A 20,774-nucleotide genomic window follows, 5' to 3' on the forward strand; every position below is an offset into this window, starting at 1 on the left:
TTTTTAGTCGTTGACCAGTACCCATTCTCCTTTATCTATCAGGGGTTCAGCCTGTTTGAATTTCACTGTTTTGCTTTCACCGGACATCACGTTTTTAATGGTGACCCTTTCGTTTCGCCCAATTTTTGGTTTTTCCCGCACAATGGTCTCGGTTATTTGCGGTCTTTGACCCTGTGTTTGTCCTGCGGCCCTGTTCTGTGCTGCAAGTTCATCGCTGTTAGGAATCTCTTCTTTTGTTGTTTGAAGTTTTTCTTTGGGCCTGCGAACTGTTCGAGCTTCCTGGATTTGATTGGTGTTTTCGGAAGGCAATTCGCCTTTGAAGAGGAACGAGATGACTTCTTTGTTCACCTTGTCCATCATTTCCTTGAAAAGTTCAAATGCTTCGAACTTATAGATCAACAAGGGGTCTTTTTGCTCGTGAACCGCCAATTGTACGGACTGTTTTAATTCGTCCATTTTACGCAAATGCGTTTTCCACGAATCGTCGATGATGGCCAATGTGATGTTCTTCTCAAAATCCGTGATCAACTGTTTTCCATCGGTATTGTAAGCCTTTTCCAAATTGGTAACAACGTTCAAGGATTTGATGCCGTCCGTAAAAGGAACAACGATTCGCTCGAACTTGTTGGCTTCGTCCTCATAAACCTTTTTGATGACCTGGAATGCAATTGTGGCACTACGTTCCATTTTTTCTTTGTAGTACTTATAGGCCTCATCGTTGACTTTAGTGGCAATTTGCTGAAAACTCATTTTTTTGAATTCCTCTTCATTGATCGGTGATGTAATAGAGAAATATTTAATGAGCTCGAACTCAAAGTTTTTGTAGTCATCCGCCATTTTGTTGGTCTCGGCGATAGCTTCACAGGTATCGTAGATCATATTGGCAATGTCCACTTTTAGGCGTTCACCTTCCAATGCGTGCCTTCTTCTCTTGTAGATGACCTCACGTTGGGCGTTCATTACATCATCATACTCCAACAAACGTTTACGGATACCAAAGTTGTTCTCCTCCACTTTTTTCTGGGCACGCTCAATGGATTTGGTCATCATGGAGTGCTGAATCACTTCTCCATCTTCCAAGCCCATACGGTCCATCATTTTGGCCACACGGTCCGATCCGAACAATCGCATTAAATTGTCTTCCAAAGACACGTAGAACTGTGAACTTCCCGGGTCTCCTTGGCGACCGGAACGACCTCTTAACTGTCGGTCCACACGTCTGGAATCGTGGCGTTCTGTACCGATGATCGCCAAACCTCCGGCCTCTTTTACTTCTGGAGATAATTTAATATCCGTACCCCTACCGGCCATATTGGTTGCTATCGTTACCACGCCACCTTTACCGGCTTCTGCCACGATATCGGCTTCTTTTTTATGGAGTTTTGCGTTCAGCACATTGTGGGGCACTTTACGAACACTCAACAATTTGGACAGTAATTCGGATATTTCTACAGAGGTGGTACCGATCAATACAGGTCGTCCTGCTTGAGATAGTTTTGTAACCTCTTCTATAATGGCGTTATATTTTTCTCGCTTGGTCTTATAGATCAAATCGTGCCTATCGTCTCGGGCAATGGGTCTGTTGGTGGGAATTTCCATTACATCCAACTCATAGATTTCCCAAAATTCTCCTGCTTCCGTCACCGCTGTACCTGTCATACCAGAAAGCTTGTTGTACATTCTAAAGTAGTTCTGGAGGGTAATGGTGGCAAAAGTCTGGGTCATGGCCTCGATTTTTACGTTCTCCTTGGCCTCGATGGCTTGGTGGAGTCCGTCCGAGTATCTACGCCCGTCCATAATACGACCTGTTTGCTCGTCCACGATCATTACCTTATTGTTCATTACCACATACTCCACATCTTTTTCGAATAGGGTATAGGCTTTCAACAACTGGGTCATGGTATGGATACGTTCGCTTTTTACGGCAAAATCCTTGAAAAGTTCTTCTTTGAGCTCAGCTTCTTTTTCGATTTCCAGCCCTTGGTTTTCGATTTTTGCTATTTCACTGCCAATATCTGGCATCACAAAAAACTCTTTGTCCTGATCGGTGGAAATGGATTCCACTCCTTTATCCGTCAACTCGATCTGGTTATTTTTTTCATCGATTACAAACAATAGGTCCTCATCCACTTTTGGCATTTCCCTATTGTTGTCCTGCATGTAAAAGTTTTCGGTTTTCTGAAGCAGCTGTTTTACTCCTTCTTCACTCAAAAACTTAATAAGGGCCTTATTTTTTGGTAGTCCACGATGTACCCGAAGCAAAAGGAACCCTCCTTCTTTGGTGTTTCCTTCCTTGATCAATTTTTTGGCCTCGGCCAGTACTCCGGTAAGGTGCTGTCGCTGTTGTTGAACAATATTGGCTACTTGTGGTTTTAGTTCGTTGAACTCGTGGCGATCGCCTTCGGGAACGGGTCCTGAAATGATCAAAGGGGTACGGGCATCATCTATCAATACCGAATCTACCTCATCCACAATGGCGTAATGGTGTGGTCGCTGTACCAGATCATCTGGAGTGTGGGCCATATTATCGCGGAGGTAATCAAACCCAAACTCGTTATTTGTTCCGTAAGTGATATCTGCGTTGTAAGCCGCTCTGCGTCCGTCGGAATTGGGCGTGTGCTTGTCTATACAATCTACGGATAGGCCATGGAACTCAAAAATAGGTGCCATCCAAGTACTGTCCCTTTTGGCAAGATAATCGTTCACCGTTACCAAATGCGCTCCTTTTCCTGCAAGTGCATTTAAGTAGAGTGGGAGAGTGGCGACCAATGTTTTACCTTCACCGGTTTGCATCTCGGCAATTTTACCTTGATGTAGCGCAATACCGCCTATTAACTGTACATCGTAATGTACCATATCCCAGGTTACCTCTTTTCCTGCGGCATCCCATGAATTTTGCCAAACGGCCTTGTCCCCTTCCAAGGAAACATAATCCTTATCGCCGGATAATGCTCTGTCAAACTCGCTGGCAGTAACGGTTATGGTTTTGTTGGCAGCAAAACGTTTAGCTGTTTCCTTAACTACGGCAAAGGCTTCGGGAAGTATCTCGTTCAACGTTTTTTCGGAAATTTTGTAGGCTTCCTCGTTCAGTTTGTCTATTTCGGCATAGATTACCTCGTTACGGTCTATATCGGAAGAATTTTCCACTTCTGCCTGTAGTTCGGCGATTTTATCGTTTATTTCTTTACAGTCTTCGGCGATTTTGGCCTTAAAGGATACTGTTTTTTGTCTAAGCTCGTCATGCGATAGGCCTTCTAGCTGTTGCTCAAAGGATTTTATCTCTTTTACCAAGGGTTGTAAAGATTTTACATCCTTCTCCGATTTGTCTCCAACAAAAACCTTTAGTACGGAATTAATAAAACTCATGAAATGTTTTTTCTATTGATTGTCAAAAGCTGTTCCATTGATGGGATTACGATGGAATTCTTTCGCTAGGCTGTCAAAATTACATAAAAAAAAGCCTCAATAGAGACTTTTTTAATGTGGTTTGTGTTTTTAGGATTTAATATTCGTCCTCGTTCCAGAGGTAATCTTCCTCGGTGGGATAATCGGGCCAGATTTCCTCAATTGACTCATATATTTCTCCTCCTTCTTCTTCCATAGATTGTAAATTCTCTACAACTTCCAGGGGAGCTCCAGTTCGAATCGCGTAATCTATCAGTTCGTCTTTGGTTGCTGGCCAAGGCGCATCACTTAAATATGAAGCTAGTTCTAACGTCCAGTACATAGTAACGGTTTGATTTATAATTTTTTGCAAAAATAATTTTTAAACCCAATTTGTCAAGTAAAAACACAATTATTTAAAAATTATTTTGTGGTTAACAAAACAATTAGGGTAAAAAAGCGAATTTATTGGTCCAATTTCTCGGGAATCCATTTTATTTCCTTCGCGTTTAAATCCTTCGACAATTTGCGTGCCAATACGAACAAATAATCGGATAATCGGTTAATATATGATAGTAAGTTGTCCGGTACGGGTTCATTTTCATGTAAGTAAGAAATCAATCTTTCCCCCCGGCGGCAAACGGTTCTCGCAATATGACAGTATGACACTGTTGTATGCCCTCCCGGAAGTATAAAATGTGTCATTTCTGGAAGAGCTTCGTTCATTTTGTCCATTTCTTTCTCCAAAAATTCTATATCCCCGGTACTTATGCGCGGAATTTTTAACCTATTGTCCTTGTTTGGCTCCGTGGCCAAAATAGAACCCACGGTAAATAATTTCTCTTGGATTTGGGTCAATGTTTGTTTTGAGTGGGCATCCATTTCTTGATCGCGCAATAGTCCCAAATAGGAGTTGAGTTCGTCTATGGTACCATAACTCTCTATTCTTACGTGGTGTTTGGGTACCCGTGTGCCGGTAAATAAAGATGTTTTTCCCTTATCTCCAGTTTTGGTGTAGATCTTCATTTTTTCTGTAGTCAGTAGTCAGTAGTCAGGGATGTTTACCTAATATCTCTGGCTATTAATAATGGTCAATTGATTATTGTTTGTTGTTCTTGTCGTGTTGCCGTTTACCCTCCATAAATTTTCGGGACTTTCTTCGTTTTGTAGCTTTTTTGTTTCTGTACAAAACAACCAGATAAATAAGTCCCAAGACAGCGAGTACGTACCAAATGGTGTTATTTGTCGCAATATTTTCCATAACCTAAAATTACCGCTTTAAATTCGAATCGTAAAATGTTCCTTTACCTGTTCCCTGCGTATGGATATAAGACCACAATGGTACATGTCTATGCTCACGGTAATTTCGGGCTGGGCAATCAATCGGTGCCATAGGTTCAAACTTTCTTTACATTTATAAATGGAATCGATTAAAATAATACTGTTGTTCCGCAAAGTTTCTTCGGAAAACATTTTTTTAAAGGAGGCAGTATCCAATCCGTCCACAAAAAGAAGATGGATTATCTTTTTATCGAATTGAGTTTCACCAAAATGTTGTCTTACCAAATCTTGGATTTCAGGTTTGTCCGGTATTGAGATGCTTTCAAATTTGAAATAAGCTATGGTCTTGAGCAAAATATTGATACTCCTGTTCCGGTCGAGTCTTTTTTTGGAATAAAGACATTTGGTCACATAATTGTACACAAAAGGGGAGTGCACGCCATGCTCATTTGTGGATTTAACTAAGAATTTTAGGTATGAAACAACTCGAAACCACATCTTTATCCTTCTAAAATGGAAGAAAGTTCGAACCAACGTTCTGTTTTTTGCTCAATGGTATCGGTTATTTCTTTGAGCTCTTTGGAAAGATCGGCTATTTCGCCTCCATCCAATTCGGGGTCGGTGAACTTGTTCTGGAGCTCAACCTTTTTCTCTTCCAATTTTTGAATGTCCTTCTCCAATTGTTTGTATTCCTTTTGTTCCGAATAGGAAAGTTTTCCCCCACTGGTGTCTCTCCAATTATTTTCTGTTTTTTCTGTCGAGTTTGTTTTGTTCTCCCGTTCCTCGATTACCTTGCTGTTTTCATAGATTCGGTAGTCCGAATAGTTTCCGGGGAAATCTTCAATAACTCCTTCTCCTCGAAAAACAAAGAGGTGATCTACGATTTTATCCATAAAATAACGGTCGTGCGAAACCACGATCAAACAGCCGGGAAAATCCAACAAAAAACTTTCCAGAACATTAAGTGTAACAATATCCAGATCGTTGGTGGGCTCATCCAGAATAAGAAAATTAGGATTTTGAATCAGGACAGTACATAAATACAATCGCTTGCGTTCTCCACCGCTCAATTTTTCGACAAAATCGTATTGTTTTTTACGATCAAATAGAAAGCGTTCCAATAATTGTTGTGCGGAAATTTGTCGTCCTTTTTTTAGAGGAATGTAATCCCCAAACTCTCGAATTACGTCAATAACCTTTTGGCCATCCTTATCTGGAATTCCCTTTTGGGTGTAATAACCAAATCTTAAAGTGTCCCCGACCACAACCTTTCCGTTATCTACATCCTCGTTTTGGGTAATGATGTTCAAAAAAGTAGATTTTCCAGTTCCGTTCTTGCCAATAATGCCCACCCGTTCACCTTTGGTGAAGTTGTAGTCGAACTTGTCCAGTATTTTTTTATCTCCGTATGATTTGGAAATGTTATGAAGCTCCAAAATTTTACTGCCCAAGCGCTCCATATTCAGCTCTAATTGGACTTCGTGCTCTGTTCGGCGTTGATGTGCACGTTTTTTGATCTCTGCAAAATCATCGATACGGGATTTGGATTTTGTGGTACGGGCCTTGGGTTGCCTTCTCATCCAATCCAGCTCTTTTTTGTAGAGCATTTTGGTCTTTTGTTGCTCTACTGCTTCGCGCTCCAATCGAGATTCTTTTTCCGTAAGGTAATACGAATAGTTGCCTTTATAGGTGTAAAGCTGGTTATTGTCCAATTCAATGATCTCGTTACAAACCCTGTCCAAAAAGTATCGATCATGGGTCACCATAAACAGCGTAATGCTTTCTTTTGCAAAATAAGCCTCCAACCATTCGATCATTTCTAGGTCCAAGTGGTTGGTCGGCTCGTCCAAAATCAACAAATCGGGTTTGTTGAGCAAGGCATTGGCCAGGGCCAAACGCTTCTTTTGTCCGCCCGAAAGTGTACTTACTTTAGCGTCGAGGTTGGAAAGTTGTAATTGGAAAAGTATTTGCTTGTACTGGGTTTCAAAATCCCAGGCATTAAGGCGTTCCATTGCTTCGAAGGCCTTTTGGTATTGGTCTGCGTTATCGGGGTTTTCCACCGCTTTTTCGTATGCGGCAATTACTTTTAGGATTTCGTTATCCGTAGTAAATATGGTCTGTTCAATGGTTAAGTTGGGATTTAGGTCCGGCTCTTGTTCCAAAAAAGAGACTTTAATGCCTTTGCGGGTGGTCACCTGACCGGTTTCGGAGGTATCCTTTCCCGACATAATATTGAGAATAGAGGTTTTTCCACTTCCATTTTTGGCAATCAATGCAATCTTTTGGTCTTTATTGATTCCAAAGGAAATATCCGAGAAGAGCACCAGTTCTCCATAGGATTTTGATATGTTTTCGACCGTTAATAAGTTCATGGATGTTTTTTGAGTGCCAATCTACAATTTGGAATACTTGATCATATACAAGTATCGGATGACCAGGGTCAAAAGTAAAGGAATAAGTACAGGTGAAAAAATCTGAACTTTGATAATCCATAATAAAAGAACAAGGACTATCAAACTTAGGGCAAACCATAGATATTTTGTGCCCCATTTTGGAATGTTATCCTGAAAAACGAATGCAAACGCAACTCCTAAATTTATCGGGAAAGCCCATAGTATGTTGTAATTATAAGGTGTGGAGGTGTGATCTGCCGCTACCCATAACAAGAAAAGGAAGGTGCCGGCCAATCCGGAAATGAACAACAGGGTAAAGTCCAACCAGCGACTACGTGTCTTATGTTTGTTGTCGAAATAGGTGATGATGGCCGTAAACGCCAAGAGCAACATAAACCAGAACAAAGGAGAGAGCGGAAAAAAACCACTTTGCGAGTGTTCGTTATAATCCAAAATGGTGCGCTCCCTCTTGACCAGGGGTTTCCCGTTCAGGGTAGTATGTCGTAGTTGTTCCATGGCATAGTAGGGCAAGAACATATGTTCCTGTACGGTTGCCTGTCTGTCCACAGGGGATCCAAAGGCCAGGTCTATGCCGAACATGGACCAGGTATTTACATTTAAGAATTGCCTTACCAATTGCCGAAAAGTATATCGTTTCTCCAGATATGATCCATCGAATACCACAGCATCTCCAAATTGTTCTTTTAAAATATCTCCGGTAATACTGGAGCAGTTGTTCAATAGTGGGTCGTACAGGTAATCTCGGTTTTCGGGGAGATAGTTTTCTTCAAAAAATGCAAGGAGTTGGTTGCGTTGTTCAAGGTTTAAATCTAGAACTTGCTCCTTTACCCATCTTTTTTCCAACTCATATTCAAACAAAAACGACTCAAAACTTCTTCGGGAAAGGGAATAGATCATCCTTCCCTTTGTAAAATTTAAATAAAAATTGGGTTGGTTAAAGTCAAAAGTACCGTAGTTGTAGACAACATCAATCCCTAAAACCGAATCCTGTACCCGAAATGCGCTATGTCCAAATGCATAATATAGTACATCGCCCCCTGCACATGTTAAAAGACTTACTTTGGAATTTTCCGATAGCTGAGGAGCTTGGGAGAAAACAAAATTCCCTGTAATGAGAAATAAAGATAAAAGAAGAAATATCTTTTTCATTCTGATTGTTGTCAGCGCAAATATCTAAATAAAAACGACTCGTTCCACCATACGTTGCGAACAGTTTATTTTTTCCACTATTTTTACGCAAATCCAATTTCATGAAGTCCTATATTCCCAACTTTTTGACGCTCCTTAATGTTTTTAGTGGCTGTATCGCCACAGTTTTTGCTGTTTTAAATCACTTGGAGTGGGCCGCACTTTTTGTTTTTATCGGGATTTTCTTTGATTTTTTTGATGGCTTGGCCGCCCGAGCATTAAATGTGCAGAGTGATATTGGTATTCAGTTGGATTCTTTGGCCGATGTAATTACCAGTGGTCTTGTGCCCGGGGTGGTTATGTTTCAACTATTGAGTATGGCGGAAAGGGGTGGCTGGAACCTTGGGTTTATTGGCCATGATGCCGAACTGACCTTATTGCCATTTGTTGGTTTTGCCATTACATTGGCATCTGCGTACCGGTTGGCCAAATTTAATGTGGACGAGAACCAAGTCTCTTCCTTTGTTGGTCTCCCTACTCCAGCAAATGCCTTGTTGATTCTTTCGTTGCCCATGATTCTTTTGTACCACGATAACGAAACCTTGAACAACATTATCTTAAATCCATGGTTTTTAGTGATCCTTACAGTGATCAGCACCTATTTATTGAATTCTCCCATTAAATTGTTTGCCCTAAAATTTAAGAACGGAAGCTTTAAGGATAATGGTATTCGATATTTGTTCTTGATCGGGAGTTTGGTGTTATTGTTGACCCTACGTTTTTTGGCAATACCCTTGATTATCTTTATCTATATTTTGATGTCTCTCATCGATGGAGGAGGAAAAACAACATAAGGACGTATTTGATGGTTCCACGGAAGCTGTGGTGTATCCATCCAAAGTGGGGCTAGAGCTATTGATACCTGTTCTATTGATTTTTGGTATCGGGATAGTTGGTTCTTTTGGGGAGAGTAGTCTGATCGGTGTGATAATTCAGTTTGCCATTATGCTGGTCTTTGTACTTCTTTTTTTCTCCATTTCCTATACAGTTTCGGATGAAATATTAACGGTGACCTCTTTATTTGTGGTCAAAAAGAATATACCGATCAAGGACATAACACGAATAGTGGAATCGAACAATCCGATCAGTGCCCCTGCGGCATCTTTGAGCCGGTTGGAAGTATACTACGGTAAATACAGCAGTACGGTAATCTCACCTAAGGATAAAATGCGATTTATTGAGCATTTAACGCGCCTTTCTCCAACCATTCAAGTGGAGCTTAAAAAGAGAAATAAAAAATAAGCTTAAAAGTCGAGCTTCTTTTTTCGAAGTTCAAAGTTTTGCCCCAGATACACTTTCCGGACCATTTCGTCAACGGCAAGTTCCTCGGGAACTCCGGCCTTTAGAATGCCGCCTTCGAACATTAAGTACGAGCGTTCGGTAATGGCCAAAGTTTCCTGCACATTATGGTCGGTGATCAGGATGCCAATGTTCTTGTTTTTTAATTGGGCCACGATGCGCTGAATATCTTCTACCGCAACGGGGTCAACCCCTGCAAAGGGCTCGTCCAATAAAATAAATTTAGGGTCTGTGGCCAGTGCGCGGGCTATCTCGGTACGGCGACGTTCGCCCCCGGACAGCAAATCCCCACGGTTTTTACGTATATGCCCCAGACCAAATTCATCGATCAGGGACTCCATCTTCATGTGTTGTTCTTTTTTGCTCAATTTGGTAAGCTGCAACACACTCAATATATTTTTTTCTATGCTGAGTTTTCGGAAGACCGATGCTTCTTGGGCTAAATAGCCAATTCCATGCTGTGCCCTTTTGTACATGGGGAAGCTAGTGATATCTGTACTATCCAGGTAGATGTTTCCGCCATTCGGTTTAATAAGTCCCACGATCATGTAGAACGATGTGGTCTTACCTGCCCCATTGGGCCCCAATAGTCCAACAATTTCACCCTGATTGACCTCGAGCGATATGCCCTTGACAACTTTTCGGCCTCGATAGGCCTTCATAATATTTTCTGCGCGTAGCTTCATAGGAATTTGCCAAAACTAAACATATTCTTTTTTTAGTGAATGGTCTTTTGGATTTTTTTAAGCTTCGCTCTCCTCCAAATCTTCCCAAAACTCATACGCTCGTCGTAAATGCGGAATCACTATGGTTCCGCCTACCAAAGTGGCTATGCCCAAGGTTTCCATAACTTCTTCTTTATTGGCCCCTGCATTTTTGGAGCTTTCGAGGTGGTATTTCACGCAATCGTCACATCGCAGCACGGCCGAGGCGACCAGACCCAATAATTCTTTGGTCTTTACATCCAGTGCGCCTTCCATATAGGCGTTGGTGTCCAGGTTGAATATACGCTTTATGAGCTTGTTGTTCTCTGCGAGCAGCTTATCGTTCATCTTGGCGCGATATGCATTGAACTCTTCTACTTTATTATTTGCCATTTTTTGTAGCTTTTACTTTTCTTGCTTCGCTTTTTACTACCATTTTTGATATAAATATGCTTACCTGGTACAAAATCAATACAGGAATACATACAATGATTTGGCTGGTTACATCGGGAGGGGTAATGATCGCCGATAAAATCAGAATGATCACCAAAGCTATTTTTCTATACTTTTTGAGGATTTCGGGGGTTACCAGTCCAACTTTGGTCAAGAAAAATATTACAATGGGCAACTCAAACATGATCCCGCAAGCGATCACGGAGGCCCTGACCGTTCCAATGTAAGAAGCCAGGTCGATTTCGTTCAATACTTCCTTACTGACCTGGTACGACCCCAAAAAGTTGATGGAAAGCGGGGCAACAATGTAGTATCCGAACAATACACCAAGGAAAAACAATCCCGAAGCCGTTATAATGAACCCTTTTGAATGTTTTCTTTCGTTTTCGTAGAGTCCGGGGCTGATAAATTTCCACAACTCCCACAAAATATATGGAAATCCGAGAATTACGCCCGCCCAGATAGAGGTCCAGATATGTGCGGAGAATTGACCGGCCATCAACCTACTTTGAATGGTAAACGGGATTTCGTCGCCACAAAATTCCGAATCTACCCCGAACAACTTTCCTATATTACAGAAAAATTGATAGGTTGGGAAGTCCATGTTCTTTGGGCCGAACAAGATAGTATCAAAAATAAAGCCTCTAAAAACAAAGGCGACACACGCTATTATGACCACGGCCAATGTGGATCGGACCAAGTGCCAGCGCAATTCTTCCAAATGGTCCAAAAAGGACATTTCGTCTGGGTTTTTTCTCTCTTTTTTAGCCATTATAGGATTCCCTCGTTTATAAGGTTATGGATATGGACCACGCCGGCATACGAATCACCGTCAAAGGCCAATAGTTGCGATATGCTCTGTTCTTGTAACATTTTAAGGGCCTTAACGGCCAAAGTATCCACATCTATTGTTTTCGGATTGGAGGTCATGATGTCCCTTGCGGTAAGTCCGCTTATGTTGTCGTATTTGCTCAACATCCTCCTAACATCGCCATCGGTAACGATTCCTACCACTTTGTCCTTGTCCATAACGGCGGTAACGCCCAACATTTTTTCGGAGATTTCGACGATTACATCCTTTACTTTGGTATTTACGTCCACTTGCGGTTTTTGATTGTTGAGCACAATATCGGCCACCCGTAAATATAATTTTTTGCCCAAAGCCCCACCAGGATGGTACTTGGCAAAATCGGTGCTGCTGAATCCTTTAAGCTCCAATAAACAAATGGCCAGTGCGTCACCGACCGCCATTTGGGCCGAAGTACTGGTTGTGGGTGCTAAATTATTGGGGCATGCCTCTTTCTCCACGTAGGTGTTGAGCACAAAATCTGCTTGTTTGGCTAAAACGGAATCCATGTTTCCTGTAATTCCTATCAATTTGTGGTTGCCCGCCTTAATCAGGGGCAATAAGGCTTTAATTTCTGGCGTGTTCCCGCTCTGAGAAAGGCATATGACCACATCATTTTGTTGAATAGTGCCCAAATCCCCGTGTATGGCATCGGCGGCATGCATAAAAATTGCAGGTGTGCCAGTAGAATTTAAGGTTGCTACAATTTTTGATGCAATTATGGCGCTTTTACCAATGCCGGAAACTACGACTCTTCCATCGGATTCAAGTATATGCTGAACCGCTTGTTCAAAATGGTCGTCCAACAGACCTATTAAATTTGCAATGGCCTTGCTCTCTATTTCAAGGGTCCGCTTTGCTATGGATAAAATTGACTTTTTGTCGTTCAAAGTAATTAACGGATTAACTGATTGTATTCCTAAAAGAATGTGTTATATTTAAGTTTACAAAACTAATCAAACTATCTTATACAGACTATTTCGAAAATGATATTGGATTTAACTGTATTGGAATTGTTTAATAAAAGCTTCAACTACCTTTTAGGTTGTTTGTAATAAATTGAAAAATGCGGAAATGAGCCTAACGAACACTGATTTGCATTCCTCGCTCAAAAAATATTTTGGTTTCTCAAAGTTTAAAGGATTACAAGAAGGTGTGATCCAAAACATTCTAAGTGACAACGATACTTTTGTGATTATGCCCACGGGAGGAGGCAAATCCCTCTGTTACCAATTGCCGGCATTAATGAAAGAGGGGACCGCCATTGTGGTTTCCCCATTGATCGCCCTTATGAAAAACCAGGTCGATGCCATTCGCGGAATATCCGAACAGCATGGAATAGCCCATGTGTTAAATTCTTCCCTGACCAAGACCGAGGTAAAACAAGTAAAGGAGGACATAGTAAATGGGGTTACCAAATTGCTCTATGTGGCTCCGGAATCACTGACCAAGGAAGAAAATGTGGAGTTTTTAAGAAAGGTCAAACTTTCTTTTGTGGCGGTGGATGAGGCTCATTGTATATCCGAGTGGGGCCACGACTTTAGGCCCGAATACCGAAATTTAAGAGGAATTATAAATCGATTGGGAGATAATATTCCCATAATCGGCCTAACCGCTACGGCAACACCAAAGGTGCAAGAGGATATTATTAAAAATTTGGGCATGACGGACGCCAAGGTATTCAAAGCATCGTTCAATAGGCCCAATCTATTTTACGAAGTACGTCCCAAAACCAAGAATGTGGATGCCGATATTATCCGTTTTGTTAAACAAAATCAGGGTAAATCTGGTATAATTTATTGTTTGAGCAGAAAACGTGTAGAAGAATTGGCACAAGTGCTTCAGGTAAACGGGGTAAGTGCCGTGCCCTACCATGCAGGCTTCGATGCCAAGACGCGTTCCAAGTATCAAGATATGTTCTTAATGGAGGAAGTGGATGTGGTTGTTGCTACGATTGCTTTTGGAATGGGAATCGACAAGCCGGATGTCCGATTTGTGATCCATCACGATATTCCAAAAAGTATAGAAAGTTATTATCAGGAAACTGGTCGTGCAGGTAGGGATGGGGGCGAAGGGCACTGTTTGGCCTATTACGCCTATAAAGATGTGGAAAAACTGGAAAAATTCATGTCCGGTAAACCTGTGGCGGAACAAGAGATCGGTAATGCCCTGCTTCAAGAAATTGTGGCTTATGCCGAAACCTCTATGTCCCGTAGAAAATTTATACTACACTATTTCGGTGAGGATTTTGACGAAGTGAACGGAGAAGGCGCCGACATGGACGATAACTCCCGAAACCCAAAACCTAAAGAAGAGGCCAAAGCGGAAGTAACCAAATTGTTGCACGTGGTAAAGGAAACCAAGGAGAAATTCAAGACCAAAGAAATTGTCCGTATTCTGGTGGGCAAAACCAATGCGATGATCTCCTCCCATAAAACCGATGAGAAAGAATTTTTTGGAATAGGAAAAGAACAGGACAAAACATTTTGGATGGCTTTAACGCGCCAAGTGTTGGTGGCAGGTCTCTTAAAAAAGGAAATCGAGCAATACGGAATCCTGCATTTAACAGAAAACGGCAAAAAGTTTTTGAACAATCCAGAATCTTTTATGATGACCAAGGATCATGTGTATTCCAAGGATGATACAGGAAATATAGTTGTTCCTGAAAAATCCAATGGAGCCGTTGCAGATGAAAACTTGTTGAAATTACTCAAAGATCTAAGGAAAAGGGAAGCTCAAAAAAGAGAAGTTCCTCCATTTGTGGTCTTTCAAGACCCCTCACTGGAAGATATGTCCCTTAAGTACCCAGTGACCATGCAGGAAATAATAAATATTCAGGGTGTTGGCGAGGGCAAGGCAAAAAAATATGGTAAACCGTTCGTAGACCTTATTTCCAAATATGTGGATGAGAACGAAATTACCAGGCCGGACGATCTTGTAGTGAAAAGCACGGGTGCCAATTCGGGTTTAAAACTGTACGTAATTCAGAGTGTGGATAGAAAATTGCCCTTGGACGATATTGCATCGGCAAAAGGGCTGGAGCTTCCCGAACTTATCAAAGAAATGGAGCAGATCGTGTTCAGTGGTACCAAGTTGAACATTGGTTACTGGATAGATGAAATTCTGGATGAAGACCAACAAGAAGAAATCCATGATTACTTTCTTGATGCGGATACCGATTCCATTTCGGCTGCCGTAGATGAGTTTGATGGTGATTACGAGGACGAGGAGCTGCGTTTGTACCGTCTAAAATTTATAAGTGAAGTGGCGAATTAAAATTCGCCACTAAATTCTCCTGTTGTGATCATGGCCACAATAAATCCAAAGTAAAGAATTGTGAGCACCAAATAGATCAAGGCGATCACCAACCCTATGTATGACAGTATTTTTCCTGTTTTTACATTACTGAAGTCCGTATAACTTTCTGGATTTTGGTGGTAAAGATTACTTGCGGATTTAGCTTTTGAAAGGCCAATAATACTAAATATGGCTCCCAGTGGGCCACAGCAGAACAAAGTGCCGACAATGGAGAGTATCCCCATTGTCAACACTGTACTTGCCCCGGGTAAGGGTTGTTGGTTCATATGTTGATTTTATTGATATTGTTCAAGAATTTCTTGCATTCTTTGCGGGTCCTGTAGGGCATCCCATCCAAAAGCAGATATGGCCCAAAGGGACATTAAGAGATAAAGCACATTTAGTACAATACCGATAATGGAGAGTATTCTACCGGTTTTAACGGATTGTACACCATCGTACATTTCTGGGTTTTCGGCATAAAGTTTCAATGCTTTGTTGGCCAATATTAAACCAATAACACCAAAAATTAGACCGATTACCCCGTAGCAGCAACAGGTAACTATCGATATAATACCGAATACCATGATCAGCGTTGCATTTGGAAGTTTTTGTTGTTCCATAATCTAAAGATTTTAATTAAAAAGGTTATTCATTTTTATGATGTAACTTACTATGATGGTACCCGCTGTAAACAACAACAAAAACCATTTTACCTGCTGTGCATGTTTAAAACTAAAAAATATGTTTGCCAGTAAAAAAACGAGTAGCGCTACGATGGGATAAATGGCCGGGTACATATAAAATGCAGCTATAAAATCACCATGTAGGAGCAGATCCACGGCACGTTGCATACCACAACCGGGACAATCCACGCCCAATAACTTTTTATTAAGGCAAGGTAACATGTAGTCCTTCAGGTCAATGGCGAATATGGTTGGTGTTAGGTACATCATAGACTGTGGTGGCCGAAAAATACTATTATTTTTGTATTCAGGTTTAATTTTTACATCATTTTTTACCACAGAAATTAAATATGGGCAAATTTTTAAAAGGAGACAGGGTGGAGGTTTTGGACGAAGCCATAGCGGGCATTGTTCAACAGGTTGAAGGTGATGAGGTTACCATACTTACGGATGATGGGTTCCCCATGCGATTTATGTCCCACGACCTTGTAAAGATCGAGGGGGACATTACTGTGTCCAATTTTGAAGCTGCTCAAGTCAAAAAACAGAAAGAACTGCCCAAAAAAAGAACTTCACCTGTATTGAGGCCCAAAGAGCGAAGCGCACCGAAAATGGAAGTGGACCTGCATATTCATCAATTGGTAAAATCGAGCAAGGGCATGAGCAATTACGATATGCTAAATATCCAGTTAGAGACCGCAAAGAGGCAGTTGGATTTTGCCATTCGAAAACGTATTCAAAAAGTAGTTTTTATACATGGTGTGGGCGAGGGGGTGCTCAAGGAAGAACTGCATTACCTTTTTAATAGGTACGAAAACTTAAAATTTTACGATGCCGATTATCAAAAATATGGTTTGGGCGCAACCGAAGTTTACATTTACCAGAACGCTTAATCGGGAACATTGGTGGTTACCTCGCCAAATTCACTTATCGCAATATTGGTGATTCGTTCCCCGTTGTCGGTCACAAAAGAAATTCCACTAAGACTTATGGTGTGCAAAAATGACGAGGCATCATTGGGATCAACAATGGTTTCAATGATCACAGAACCATCTTCTGCTTCGACCTCATCAATAACAGTGGGTTGTGCGGGCGGAATATCGCTGCAGAAATAATCGCTGTCCACATCATCGGAAAAAACTCGGTAAGTGATCTGGGATTGACCGGGCACAGTACTTTCGGTGGTAACCGTTTCCCCGGCAACGCCATTGTTCAAAACGCCACTTTGGAGTTCCAAAATCAAGGACTCACTTTCATTTATCTTAAAAAGAATGTTCTTGGCGTCGGTTGTTGGGTCGGAGCAGTAATCCAAAGTTACACTGTCAAAATCAATGGTCTCGATTTCAAGGTCGCCATCACTGCAAGAAAGTAGAGCTCCAAAACAAAGAAAGGGAAAGAAAATTTTTCTCATGCGCCAAATTTAATGCAATTCCATTTTAATACCCCAATTCCCGAGCTTACTTTAAAAGAAATTAACTTAATTCGTGTACTTTTACACCCGTTTAAAGTAAAATCAACCATGCAAAAAGTCTATCTGGATAATGCTGCTACCACGCAGGTTAGAAAAGAAGTGATCGAGCGAATGCAAGAGGCATTGGCACAGTTTTATGGAAACCCTTCTTCCACCCACAGTTTTGGGAGATCGGCCAAAACAGCTGTTGAACAGGCCAGAAAGACCATTGCAAAAACGTTGAATGTCCATCCCTCCGAGATTATTTTCACCTCTGGAGGAACAGAGGCGGACAATATGATTTTGAGATGTGCGGTGAGGGATCTGGATGTTGAGACCATAATCACATCTAAAATTGAGCACCATGCCGTCTTACATACAGTAGAAGAGCTCGAAAAAGAGTACGGTATCAATGTCTGGTACGTGGATCTGGACGAAAATGGCAACCCTAAAATGGATCATTTGGAGAGCCTGCTCAAAAAGAGCGATTCCAAAAAGTTGGTAAGCTTAATGCATGTAAACAACGAAATCGGCAATATATTGGATATTGGTACTGTTGGCGAACTTTGTAAAGCAAATAATGCTCTTTTTCATTCCGATACGGTGCAATCCATTGGGCATTACCCTTGGGACGTACAAAATGTAAATATTGATTTTATGACGGCGGCTGCCCACAAATTCCATGGGCCCAAAGGAATAGGGTTTGCGTTTATCCGAAAAAATTCCGGATTAAAGCCATTGATTTTTGGTGGTTCCCAAGAACGCGGTTTTAGGGCAGGGACCGAGCCTTTCCATAATATTGTTGGGTTGGAAGAGGCTTTTATTAAGGCATACGAGAACTTAGAGGAAGAAACAGAGGCTATTAAATCGCTTAAACAATACTTTTTGGAGAAGCTCAAACAAGAGATTCCCGATGCGGTGTGCAATGGGCTTTCTGGAGATTTGGAGAAAAGTACCTACACCTTGGCCAACGTGCGCTTACCTTTTGATAAACAGAAAGGTCTAATGTTGCTTTTCCATTTGGATATGAAAGGTATTGCTTGTTCCAAGGGGAGTGCCTGTCAATCAGGTAGTAGTCAAGGATCCCATGTGCTCAACGAAATTCTTGAGTGGGAAGAACAGGAGAAGCCCAGTCTTCGTTTTTCTTTTTCCATGTACAATACCAGGGAAGAAATCGATTATACCGTTCAGGTCCTCAAAGAGTTTGCGAACAGTTAAAAAGGATAATTAATTACGGTTCTTGCGTTTTTCCCTGTCGTAAGGAAATTTTCGGGAGGCGGTCTTCATCATTTTATCGATAAGCTCGGTGGTGTTTTTACCTGTTTTTTTGGAAATGGCGTTTTCGTACTTCCAAAGGAGTTTGCCGGTTTCGCCATCGCTTATTTTTACACCGATTCTTCCATAGTTGGCATTTCCACTAAAGTAGTCCAAAATGCTAAAATCCGTAGGTACGCCTTCGGATAATAAAATGTTCAGGTTTAGGTTGCCGCTGATAATGCCATCTACATCCAAAACTTCGCACAATTCCTTGGTGGTGTAGGTATCAATGTTGGTGTAATCGATATCGTTTTGGGCCAATATGGCATTGGTGTTGTTTATATTCTGAAAATCCACATTGAATTTTTTGCGTTTTTTGCGTTTGGAAAAATAGGTCTCCAATGCATTTTGTACCGCGTACCCTTCTTTTTCTGCCAAAATCTTGAGGTCTTCACTATCTACCGTTTCCTCCAATTCCAAATGGGCAATAAATGGAATTATGGCCAAAACCTTGTGGTTCCTGGTAAGTTGGTCAAACCTGATGTTTTCATAAATGTTCTTTTGGGCGGACATAATGCCTGTGATCAAAAGAATAACTACGAAGACAATTTTTTTCATGGATCAATATTTAATTCAACACCTATGTAAAAGGTTTGGCATACTTTAAAAAATAATTCTGGTTGATTAGGTCTTTGAGCTTGAAAAAGGTCAACAAATAATTGTACTTGATTATTTTTCGAATGCAAAAATACGCCTATTTCCTGAAAAACTTGGTACTAAATATAGTGGAGTTGCCCACATTGTCCGTAACCGTAACTATGAGGTCGCATTCCGTGTCGTTGGTTATATTGTCCTCAAAATTATAGGTAATGGTGTTTGTCTTTGGTTCGTATTCCATCAAAATCCATTTTCCGTTCAATGTGGCGGAATAACTATCTATTCCACTAAGGTCATCGGAAATAAGTAGACTCAAATAATTGTAGTTGCTGAGCCATTGCTTTTCCTTGAAGTTCTTTGGTCTAATGGTAGGAGGAATACTGTCCTTGACAAGGGTGTATGTGCCCAAAGTGCGCGTTCGGGTGGTAAAAGAACCGTCTCTCTTGTAGGTTTTTGAATAAGATGGTCTCTTTTTGCTGTCCAGATGGGCAATGAACATTTGTTTTCGTTCTTCCGTGGTATATTTTGATGGGTCGAAACTGATCGTGAAATTTCGGTGTGCCGCAACGCTGTTGTTGTGTATGGTAATGGTGTCGGTTCCTTTTTGAAGGTCGATATAGAAATCTTCATAAAACGTGCTAGCGGGAAAAAATACTTTTGCAGCGCCCAAATCAAAGTTATTGGGCTTATTGGCTATCAAGAAATTATCTGTAGGGTTATTTTTCTTGGCAATTTTCTCCTCTTGCATTTTGCCTTCCACGGGAATTATGAGTTTAGTAGTGTTACCGGCCAGATCAGAAATAAGGATTTCCACAGTATAGGACAGACCTTCGGTAATCTCAATTTTACCATCATTATAAAGGGACTTGTAGATACTTAAATGGTTATAGGGCTCTTTAAAGCACTTTTGAATGCGCTGTCTGTGGTTATAAAAGTGGGCGTAATCGATTAAAGTGTTGATGTACCGTGTTTCGCCGAACGAGAAAGTGTCAAAGTCGAATTCAGAATAAACCTTGCCGTTTACGGTTTGTTTTACGGCATATACGCCATTTTTATTGGCGGCCATATCCAAACGGTCAAAGCTATTGATACCGAACCCGATTGTACCGACCGCGGTTACCTTATCGGCCAAAAAAGAACCGTCTGCTTGTTTTTTATAATTCAATTGAATTTTTTCTGCACTCTGATTTACCAATGCACCCTTGGCCAGTGGGTATGCAAAAAGTCCCAGCAAAGTCGGGTCTGTGGCATCCCTTACTTCGTAACCATAGAGCAGGGGATTGGTAGGTTTTCCGTTTACACTGTTTCGAATCTCAAAATGTAGATGGGGCCCTGCGGACCCTCCCGTGTTACCGGAAAATGCGATAATATCTCCTTTGGCTACTTTTAACTCTCCATAATCGGGGAACATTTCAACCTCGAAAGACTGTTTTTGGTACTGCACTTTTTTTACGTACTTCTCTATTTCTGGCCCAAATTTTTGAAGGTGGGCATACACAGACGTATGCCCATTGGGATGCGCAACGTACAGTGCCTTACCGTAGCCCCAATGCGAGACTTTGATGCGGGTTACCGTGCCATCTTCGATAGCGTAAACCGGGAGGCCTTCCCTTTGCTGGGTCTTAAGGTCCATACCGGAGTGGAAATGGTTGGAACGTAGTTCACCAAAGGTGCCGGAAAGTACCAAGGGGATGTCCAATGGGGAACGAAATGTGTTTTGCGGATATTTTTCTTGTGCAGCTAGATAAATTGCAAATAAAAAGAAGGCTAAAAATAGTGTTCTACGCATAAAAGATCAGTAATTCTATTACGAAAGTAACCAATGTTTTGTTTTAAGAAAAGATTTAACGCAACAGC

At 41.3% G+C, this 20,774-nt stretch carries 22 protein-coding genes; 5 read left to right on the plus strand and 17 right to left on the minus strand.

Annotated elements, in window-relative coordinates; translation table 11 throughout:
* Positions 1 to 3 precede the first annotated feature (3 nt).
* The 7 genes from secA to ACXAFK_RS06350 all read right to left on the minus strand — a co-directional run bounded on the left by secA (position 4) and on the right by ACXAFK_RS06350 (position 8,228).
* Entirely contained in the window at positions 4 to 3,366 is a 3,363-nt protein-coding gene (gene secA, locus ACXAFK_RS06320; RefSeq protein WP_474957161.1) for a preprotein translocase subunit SecA, read from the minus strand.
* Positions 3,367 to 3,502: 136 nt separating this feature from the next.
* Positions 3,503 to 3,727 (minus strand): DUF2795 domain-containing protein, encoded by a 225-nt coding sequence (locus tag ACXAFK_RS06325; RefSeq protein WP_013551418.1) that lies wholly within the window; start codon positions 3,725 to 3,727, stop codon positions 3,503 to 3,505.
* A gap of 122 nt (positions 3,728 to 3,849) precedes the next feature.
* A complete protein-coding gene (locus ACXAFK_RS06330; protein WP_338193576.1) occupies positions 3,850 to 4,410 on the minus strand; it encodes a cob(I)yrinic acid a,c-diamide adenosyltransferase in 561 nt (186 codons plus the stop codon).
* A 73-nt stretch (positions 4,411 to 4,483) separates the two neighbouring features.
* Positions 4,484 to 4,645, minus strand: coding sequence for a hypothetical protein (locus ACXAFK_RS06335; RefSeq protein ID WP_474957162.1), 162 nt, complete (start codon positions 4,643 to 4,645; stop codon positions 4,484 to 4,486).
* Positions 4,646 to 4,662: 17 nt separating this feature from the next.
* Positions 4,663 to 5,103, minus strand: coding sequence for a hypothetical protein (locus ACXAFK_RS06340; protein ID WP_224835147.1), 441 nt, complete (start codon positions 5,101 to 5,103; stop codon positions 4,663 to 4,665).
* 62 nt (positions 5,104 to 5,165) lie between these two features.
* A complete protein-coding gene (locus ACXAFK_RS06345; RefSeq protein ID WP_474957163.1) occupies positions 5,166 to 7,037 on the minus strand; it encodes an ABC-F family ATP-binding cassette domain-containing protein in 1,872 nt (623 codons plus the stop codon).
* A 21-nt stretch (positions 7,038 to 7,058) separates the two neighbouring features.
* Complete coding sequence (locus tag ACXAFK_RS06350) at positions 7,059 to 8,228, minus strand: lipoprotein N-acyltransferase Lnb domain-containing protein (RefSeq protein ID WP_338193581.1); 1,170 nt, start codon at positions 8,226 to 8,228, stop codon at positions 7,059 to 7,061.
* Positions 8,229 to 8,329: 101 nt separating this feature from the next.
* Between ACXAFK_RS06350 and ACXAFK_RS06355 the strand changes: the two genes are divergently transcribed.
* Entirely contained in the window at positions 8,330 to 9,061 is a 732-nt protein-coding gene (locus ACXAFK_RS06355; protein ID WP_474957164.1) for a CDP-alcohol phosphatidyltransferase family protein, read from the plus strand.
* Positions 9,039 to 9,509: a PH domain-containing protein gene (locus tag ACXAFK_RS06360; protein ID WP_224835143.1), complete on the plus strand. Its 471-nt coding sequence runs from the start codon at positions 9,039 to 9,041 to the stop codon at positions 9,507 to 9,509. The genes ACXAFK_RS06355 and ACXAFK_RS06360 overlap by 23 nt, the downstream gene beginning before the upstream one ends.
* 2 nt (positions 9,510 to 9,511) lie before the next feature.
* Here ACXAFK_RS06360 and lptB read toward each other — a convergent pair whose 3' ends face one another.
* Genes lptB through ACXAFK_RS06380 form a run of 4 tightly spaced genes read right to left on the minus strand, consistent with a single transcriptional unit; the run spans position 9,512 to position 12,460 of the window.
* The gene (lptB, locus tag ACXAFK_RS06365; RefSeq protein ID WP_127024769.1) at positions 9,512 to 10,252 is read right to left on the minus strand and encodes an LPS export ABC transporter ATP-binding protein; all 741 of its coding nucleotides are present in this window, start codon (positions 10,250 to 10,252) and stop codon (positions 9,512 to 9,514) included.
* 57 nt (positions 10,253 to 10,309) lie between these two features.
* Entirely contained in the window at positions 10,310 to 10,663 is a 354-nt protein-coding gene (locus tag ACXAFK_RS06370; RefSeq protein ID WP_224835142.1) for a carboxymuconolactone decarboxylase family protein, read from the minus strand.
* Entirely contained in the window at positions 10,653 to 11,495 is an 843-nt protein-coding gene (gene tatC / locus ACXAFK_RS06375) for a twin-arginine translocase subunit TatC (RefSeq protein ID WP_224835141.1), read from the minus strand. The genes ACXAFK_RS06370 and tatC overlap by 11 nt, the downstream gene beginning before the upstream one ends.
* Complete coding sequence (locus ACXAFK_RS06380) at positions 11,495 to 12,460, minus strand: KpsF/GutQ family sugar-phosphate isomerase (RefSeq protein WP_252079205.1); 966 nt, start codon at positions 12,458 to 12,460, stop codon at positions 11,495 to 11,497. The genes tatC and ACXAFK_RS06380 overlap by 1 nt, the downstream gene beginning before the upstream one ends.
* Positions 12,461 to 12,644: 184 nt before the next feature.
* On the opposite strand from ACXAFK_RS06380, the gene recQ reads away from it, so the two are divergent.
* Positions 12,645 to 14,846, plus strand: coding sequence for a DNA helicase RecQ (gene recQ, locus ACXAFK_RS06385; protein WP_474957165.1), 2,202 nt, complete (start codon positions 12,645 to 12,647; stop codon positions 14,844 to 14,846).
* Here recQ and ACXAFK_RS06390 read toward each other — a convergent pair.
* From ACXAFK_RS06390 to ACXAFK_RS06400, 3 genes are read right to left on the minus strand one after another with little or no spacing between them, the layout of a single operon-like run.
* A complete protein-coding gene (locus ACXAFK_RS06390; protein WP_224835138.1) occupies positions 14,843 to 15,154 on the minus strand; it encodes a CCC motif membrane protein in 312 nt (103 codons plus the stop codon). The genes recQ and ACXAFK_RS06390 overlap by 4 nt on opposite strands.
* A 9-nt stretch (positions 15,155 to 15,163) precedes the next feature.
* A complete protein-coding gene (locus ACXAFK_RS06395; RefSeq protein WP_224835137.1) occupies positions 15,164 to 15,490 on the minus strand; it encodes a CCC motif membrane protein in 327 nt (108 codons plus the stop codon).
* 12 nt (positions 15,491 to 15,502) lie between these two features.
* Entirely contained in the window at positions 15,503 to 15,823 is a 321-nt protein-coding gene (locus tag ACXAFK_RS06400) for a DUF2752 domain-containing protein (protein ID WP_224835136.1), read from the minus strand.
* Between the two features lie 80 nt (positions 15,824 to 15,903).
* On the opposite strand from ACXAFK_RS06400, the gene ACXAFK_RS06405 reads away from it, so the two are divergent.
* Positions 15,904 to 16,446, plus strand: coding sequence for a Smr/MutS family protein (locus ACXAFK_RS06405; protein ID WP_474957166.1), 543 nt, complete (start codon positions 15,904 to 15,906; stop codon positions 16,444 to 16,446).
* Here ACXAFK_RS06405 and ACXAFK_RS06410 read toward each other — a convergent pair.
* Complete coding sequence (locus ACXAFK_RS06410; RefSeq protein ID WP_474957167.1) at positions 16,443 to 16,964, minus strand: hypothetical protein; 522 nt, start codon at positions 16,962 to 16,964, stop codon at positions 16,443 to 16,445. The two genes, ACXAFK_RS06405 and ACXAFK_RS06410, sit on opposite strands and share 4 nt — an antisense overlap.
* Before the next feature lie 108 nt (positions 16,965 to 17,072).
* On the opposite strand from ACXAFK_RS06410, the gene ACXAFK_RS06415 reads away from it, so the two are divergent.
* Positions 17,073 to 18,221 carry a cysteine desulfurase family protein gene (locus tag ACXAFK_RS06415; protein ID WP_474957168.1) on the plus strand — a complete coding sequence of 383 codons (1,149 nt, stop codon included), beginning with the start codon at positions 17,073 to 17,075 and terminating at the stop codon, positions 18,219 to 18,221.
* Positions 18,222 to 18,230: 9 nt separating this feature from the next.
* Here ACXAFK_RS06415 and ACXAFK_RS06420 read toward each other — a convergent pair whose 3' ends face one another.
* On the minus strand, positions 18,231 to 18,878 hold the full coding sequence (locus ACXAFK_RS06420; protein WP_474957169.1) for a hypothetical protein: 648 nt from the start codon (positions 18,876 to 18,878) through the stop codon (positions 18,231 to 18,233).
* Between the two features lie 136 nt (positions 18,879 to 19,014).
* Positions 19,015 to 20,706, minus strand: coding sequence for a M23 family metallopeptidase (locus tag ACXAFK_RS06425; protein WP_474957170.1), 1,692 nt, complete (start codon positions 20,704 to 20,706; stop codon positions 19,015 to 19,017).
* Positions 20,707 to 20,774: the final 68 nt, after the last annotated feature.

The sequence above is a fragment of the Flagellimonas sp. ABD4_174 genome (assembly GCF_056160185.1).

Excerpts from the sequence above, each read along its gene's own strand:
- secA (WP_474957161.1), bottom strand. The coding sequence starts at position 3,366 with ATGAGTTTTATTAATTCCGTACTAAAGGTTTTTGTTGGAGACAAATCG.
- ACXAFK_RS06325 (WP_013551418.1), bottom strand. The coding sequence starts at position 3,727 with ATGTACTGGACGTTAGAACTAGCTTCATATTTAAGTGATGCGCCTTGG.
- ACXAFK_RS06330 (WP_338193576.1), bottom strand. The coding sequence starts at position 4,410 with ATGAAGATCTACACCAAAACTGGAGATAAGGGAAAAACATCTTTATTT.
- ACXAFK_RS06335 (WP_474957162.1), bottom strand. The coding sequence starts at position 4,645 with ATGGAAAATATTGCGACAAATAACACCATTTGGTACGTACTCGCTGTC.
- ACXAFK_RS06345 (WP_474957163.1), bottom strand. The coding sequence starts at position 7,037 with ATGAACTTATTAACGGTCGAAAACATATCAAAATCCTATGGAGAACTG.
- ACXAFK_RS06350 (WP_338193581.1), bottom strand. The coding sequence starts at position 8,228 with ATGAAAAAGATATTTCTTCTTTTATCTTTATTTCTCATTACAGGGAAT.
- ACXAFK_RS06355 (WP_474957164.1), top strand. The coding sequence starts at position 8,330 with ATGAAGTCCTATATTCCCAACTTTTTGACGCTCCTTAATGTTTTTAGT.
- ACXAFK_RS06360 (WP_224835143.1), top strand. The coding sequence starts at position 9,039 with ATGGAGGAGGAAAAACAACATAAGGACGTATTTGATGGTTCCACGGAA.
- lptB (WP_127024769.1), bottom strand. The coding sequence starts at position 10,252 with ATGAAGCTACGCGCAGAAAATATTATGAAGGCCTATCGAGGCCGAAAA.
- ACXAFK_RS06370 (WP_224835142.1), bottom strand. The coding sequence starts at position 10,663 with ATGGCAAATAATAAAGTAGAAGAGTTCAATGCATATCGCGCCAAGATG.
- tatC (WP_224835141.1), bottom strand. The coding sequence starts at position 11,495 with ATGGCTAAAAAAGAGAGAAAAAACCCAGACGAAATGTCCTTTTTGGAC.
- recQ (WP_474957165.1), top strand. The coding sequence starts at position 12,645 with ATGAGCCTAACGAACACTGATTTGCATTCCTCGCTCAAAAAATATTTT.
- ACXAFK_RS06390 (WP_224835138.1), bottom strand. The coding sequence starts at position 15,154 with ATGAACCAACAACCCTTACCCGGGGCAAGTACAGTGTTGACAATGGGG.
- ACXAFK_RS06395 (WP_224835137.1), bottom strand. The coding sequence starts at position 15,490 with ATGGAACAACAAAAACTTCCAAATGCAACGCTGATCATGGTATTCGGT.
- ACXAFK_RS06400 (WP_224835136.1), bottom strand. The coding sequence starts at position 15,823 with ATGATGTACCTAACACCAACCATATTCGCCATTGACCTGAAGGACTAC.
- ACXAFK_RS06405 (WP_474957166.1), top strand. The coding sequence starts at position 15,904 with ATGGGCAAATTTTTAAAAGGAGACAGGGTGGAGGTTTTGGACGAAGCC.
- ACXAFK_RS06410 (WP_474957167.1), bottom strand. The coding sequence starts at position 16,964 with ATGAGAAAAATTTTCTTTCCCTTTCTTTGTTTTGGAGCTCTACTTTCT.
- ACXAFK_RS06415 (WP_474957168.1), top strand. The coding sequence starts at position 17,073 with ATGCAAAAAGTCTATCTGGATAATGCTGCTACCACGCAGGTTAGAAAA.
- ACXAFK_RS06420 (WP_474957169.1), bottom strand. The coding sequence starts at position 18,878 with ATGAAAAAAATTGTCTTCGTAGTTATTCTTTTGATCACAGGCATTATG.
- ACXAFK_RS06425 (WP_474957170.1), bottom strand. The coding sequence starts at position 20,706 with ATGCGTAGAACACTATTTTTAGCCTTCTTTTTATTTGCAATTTATCTA.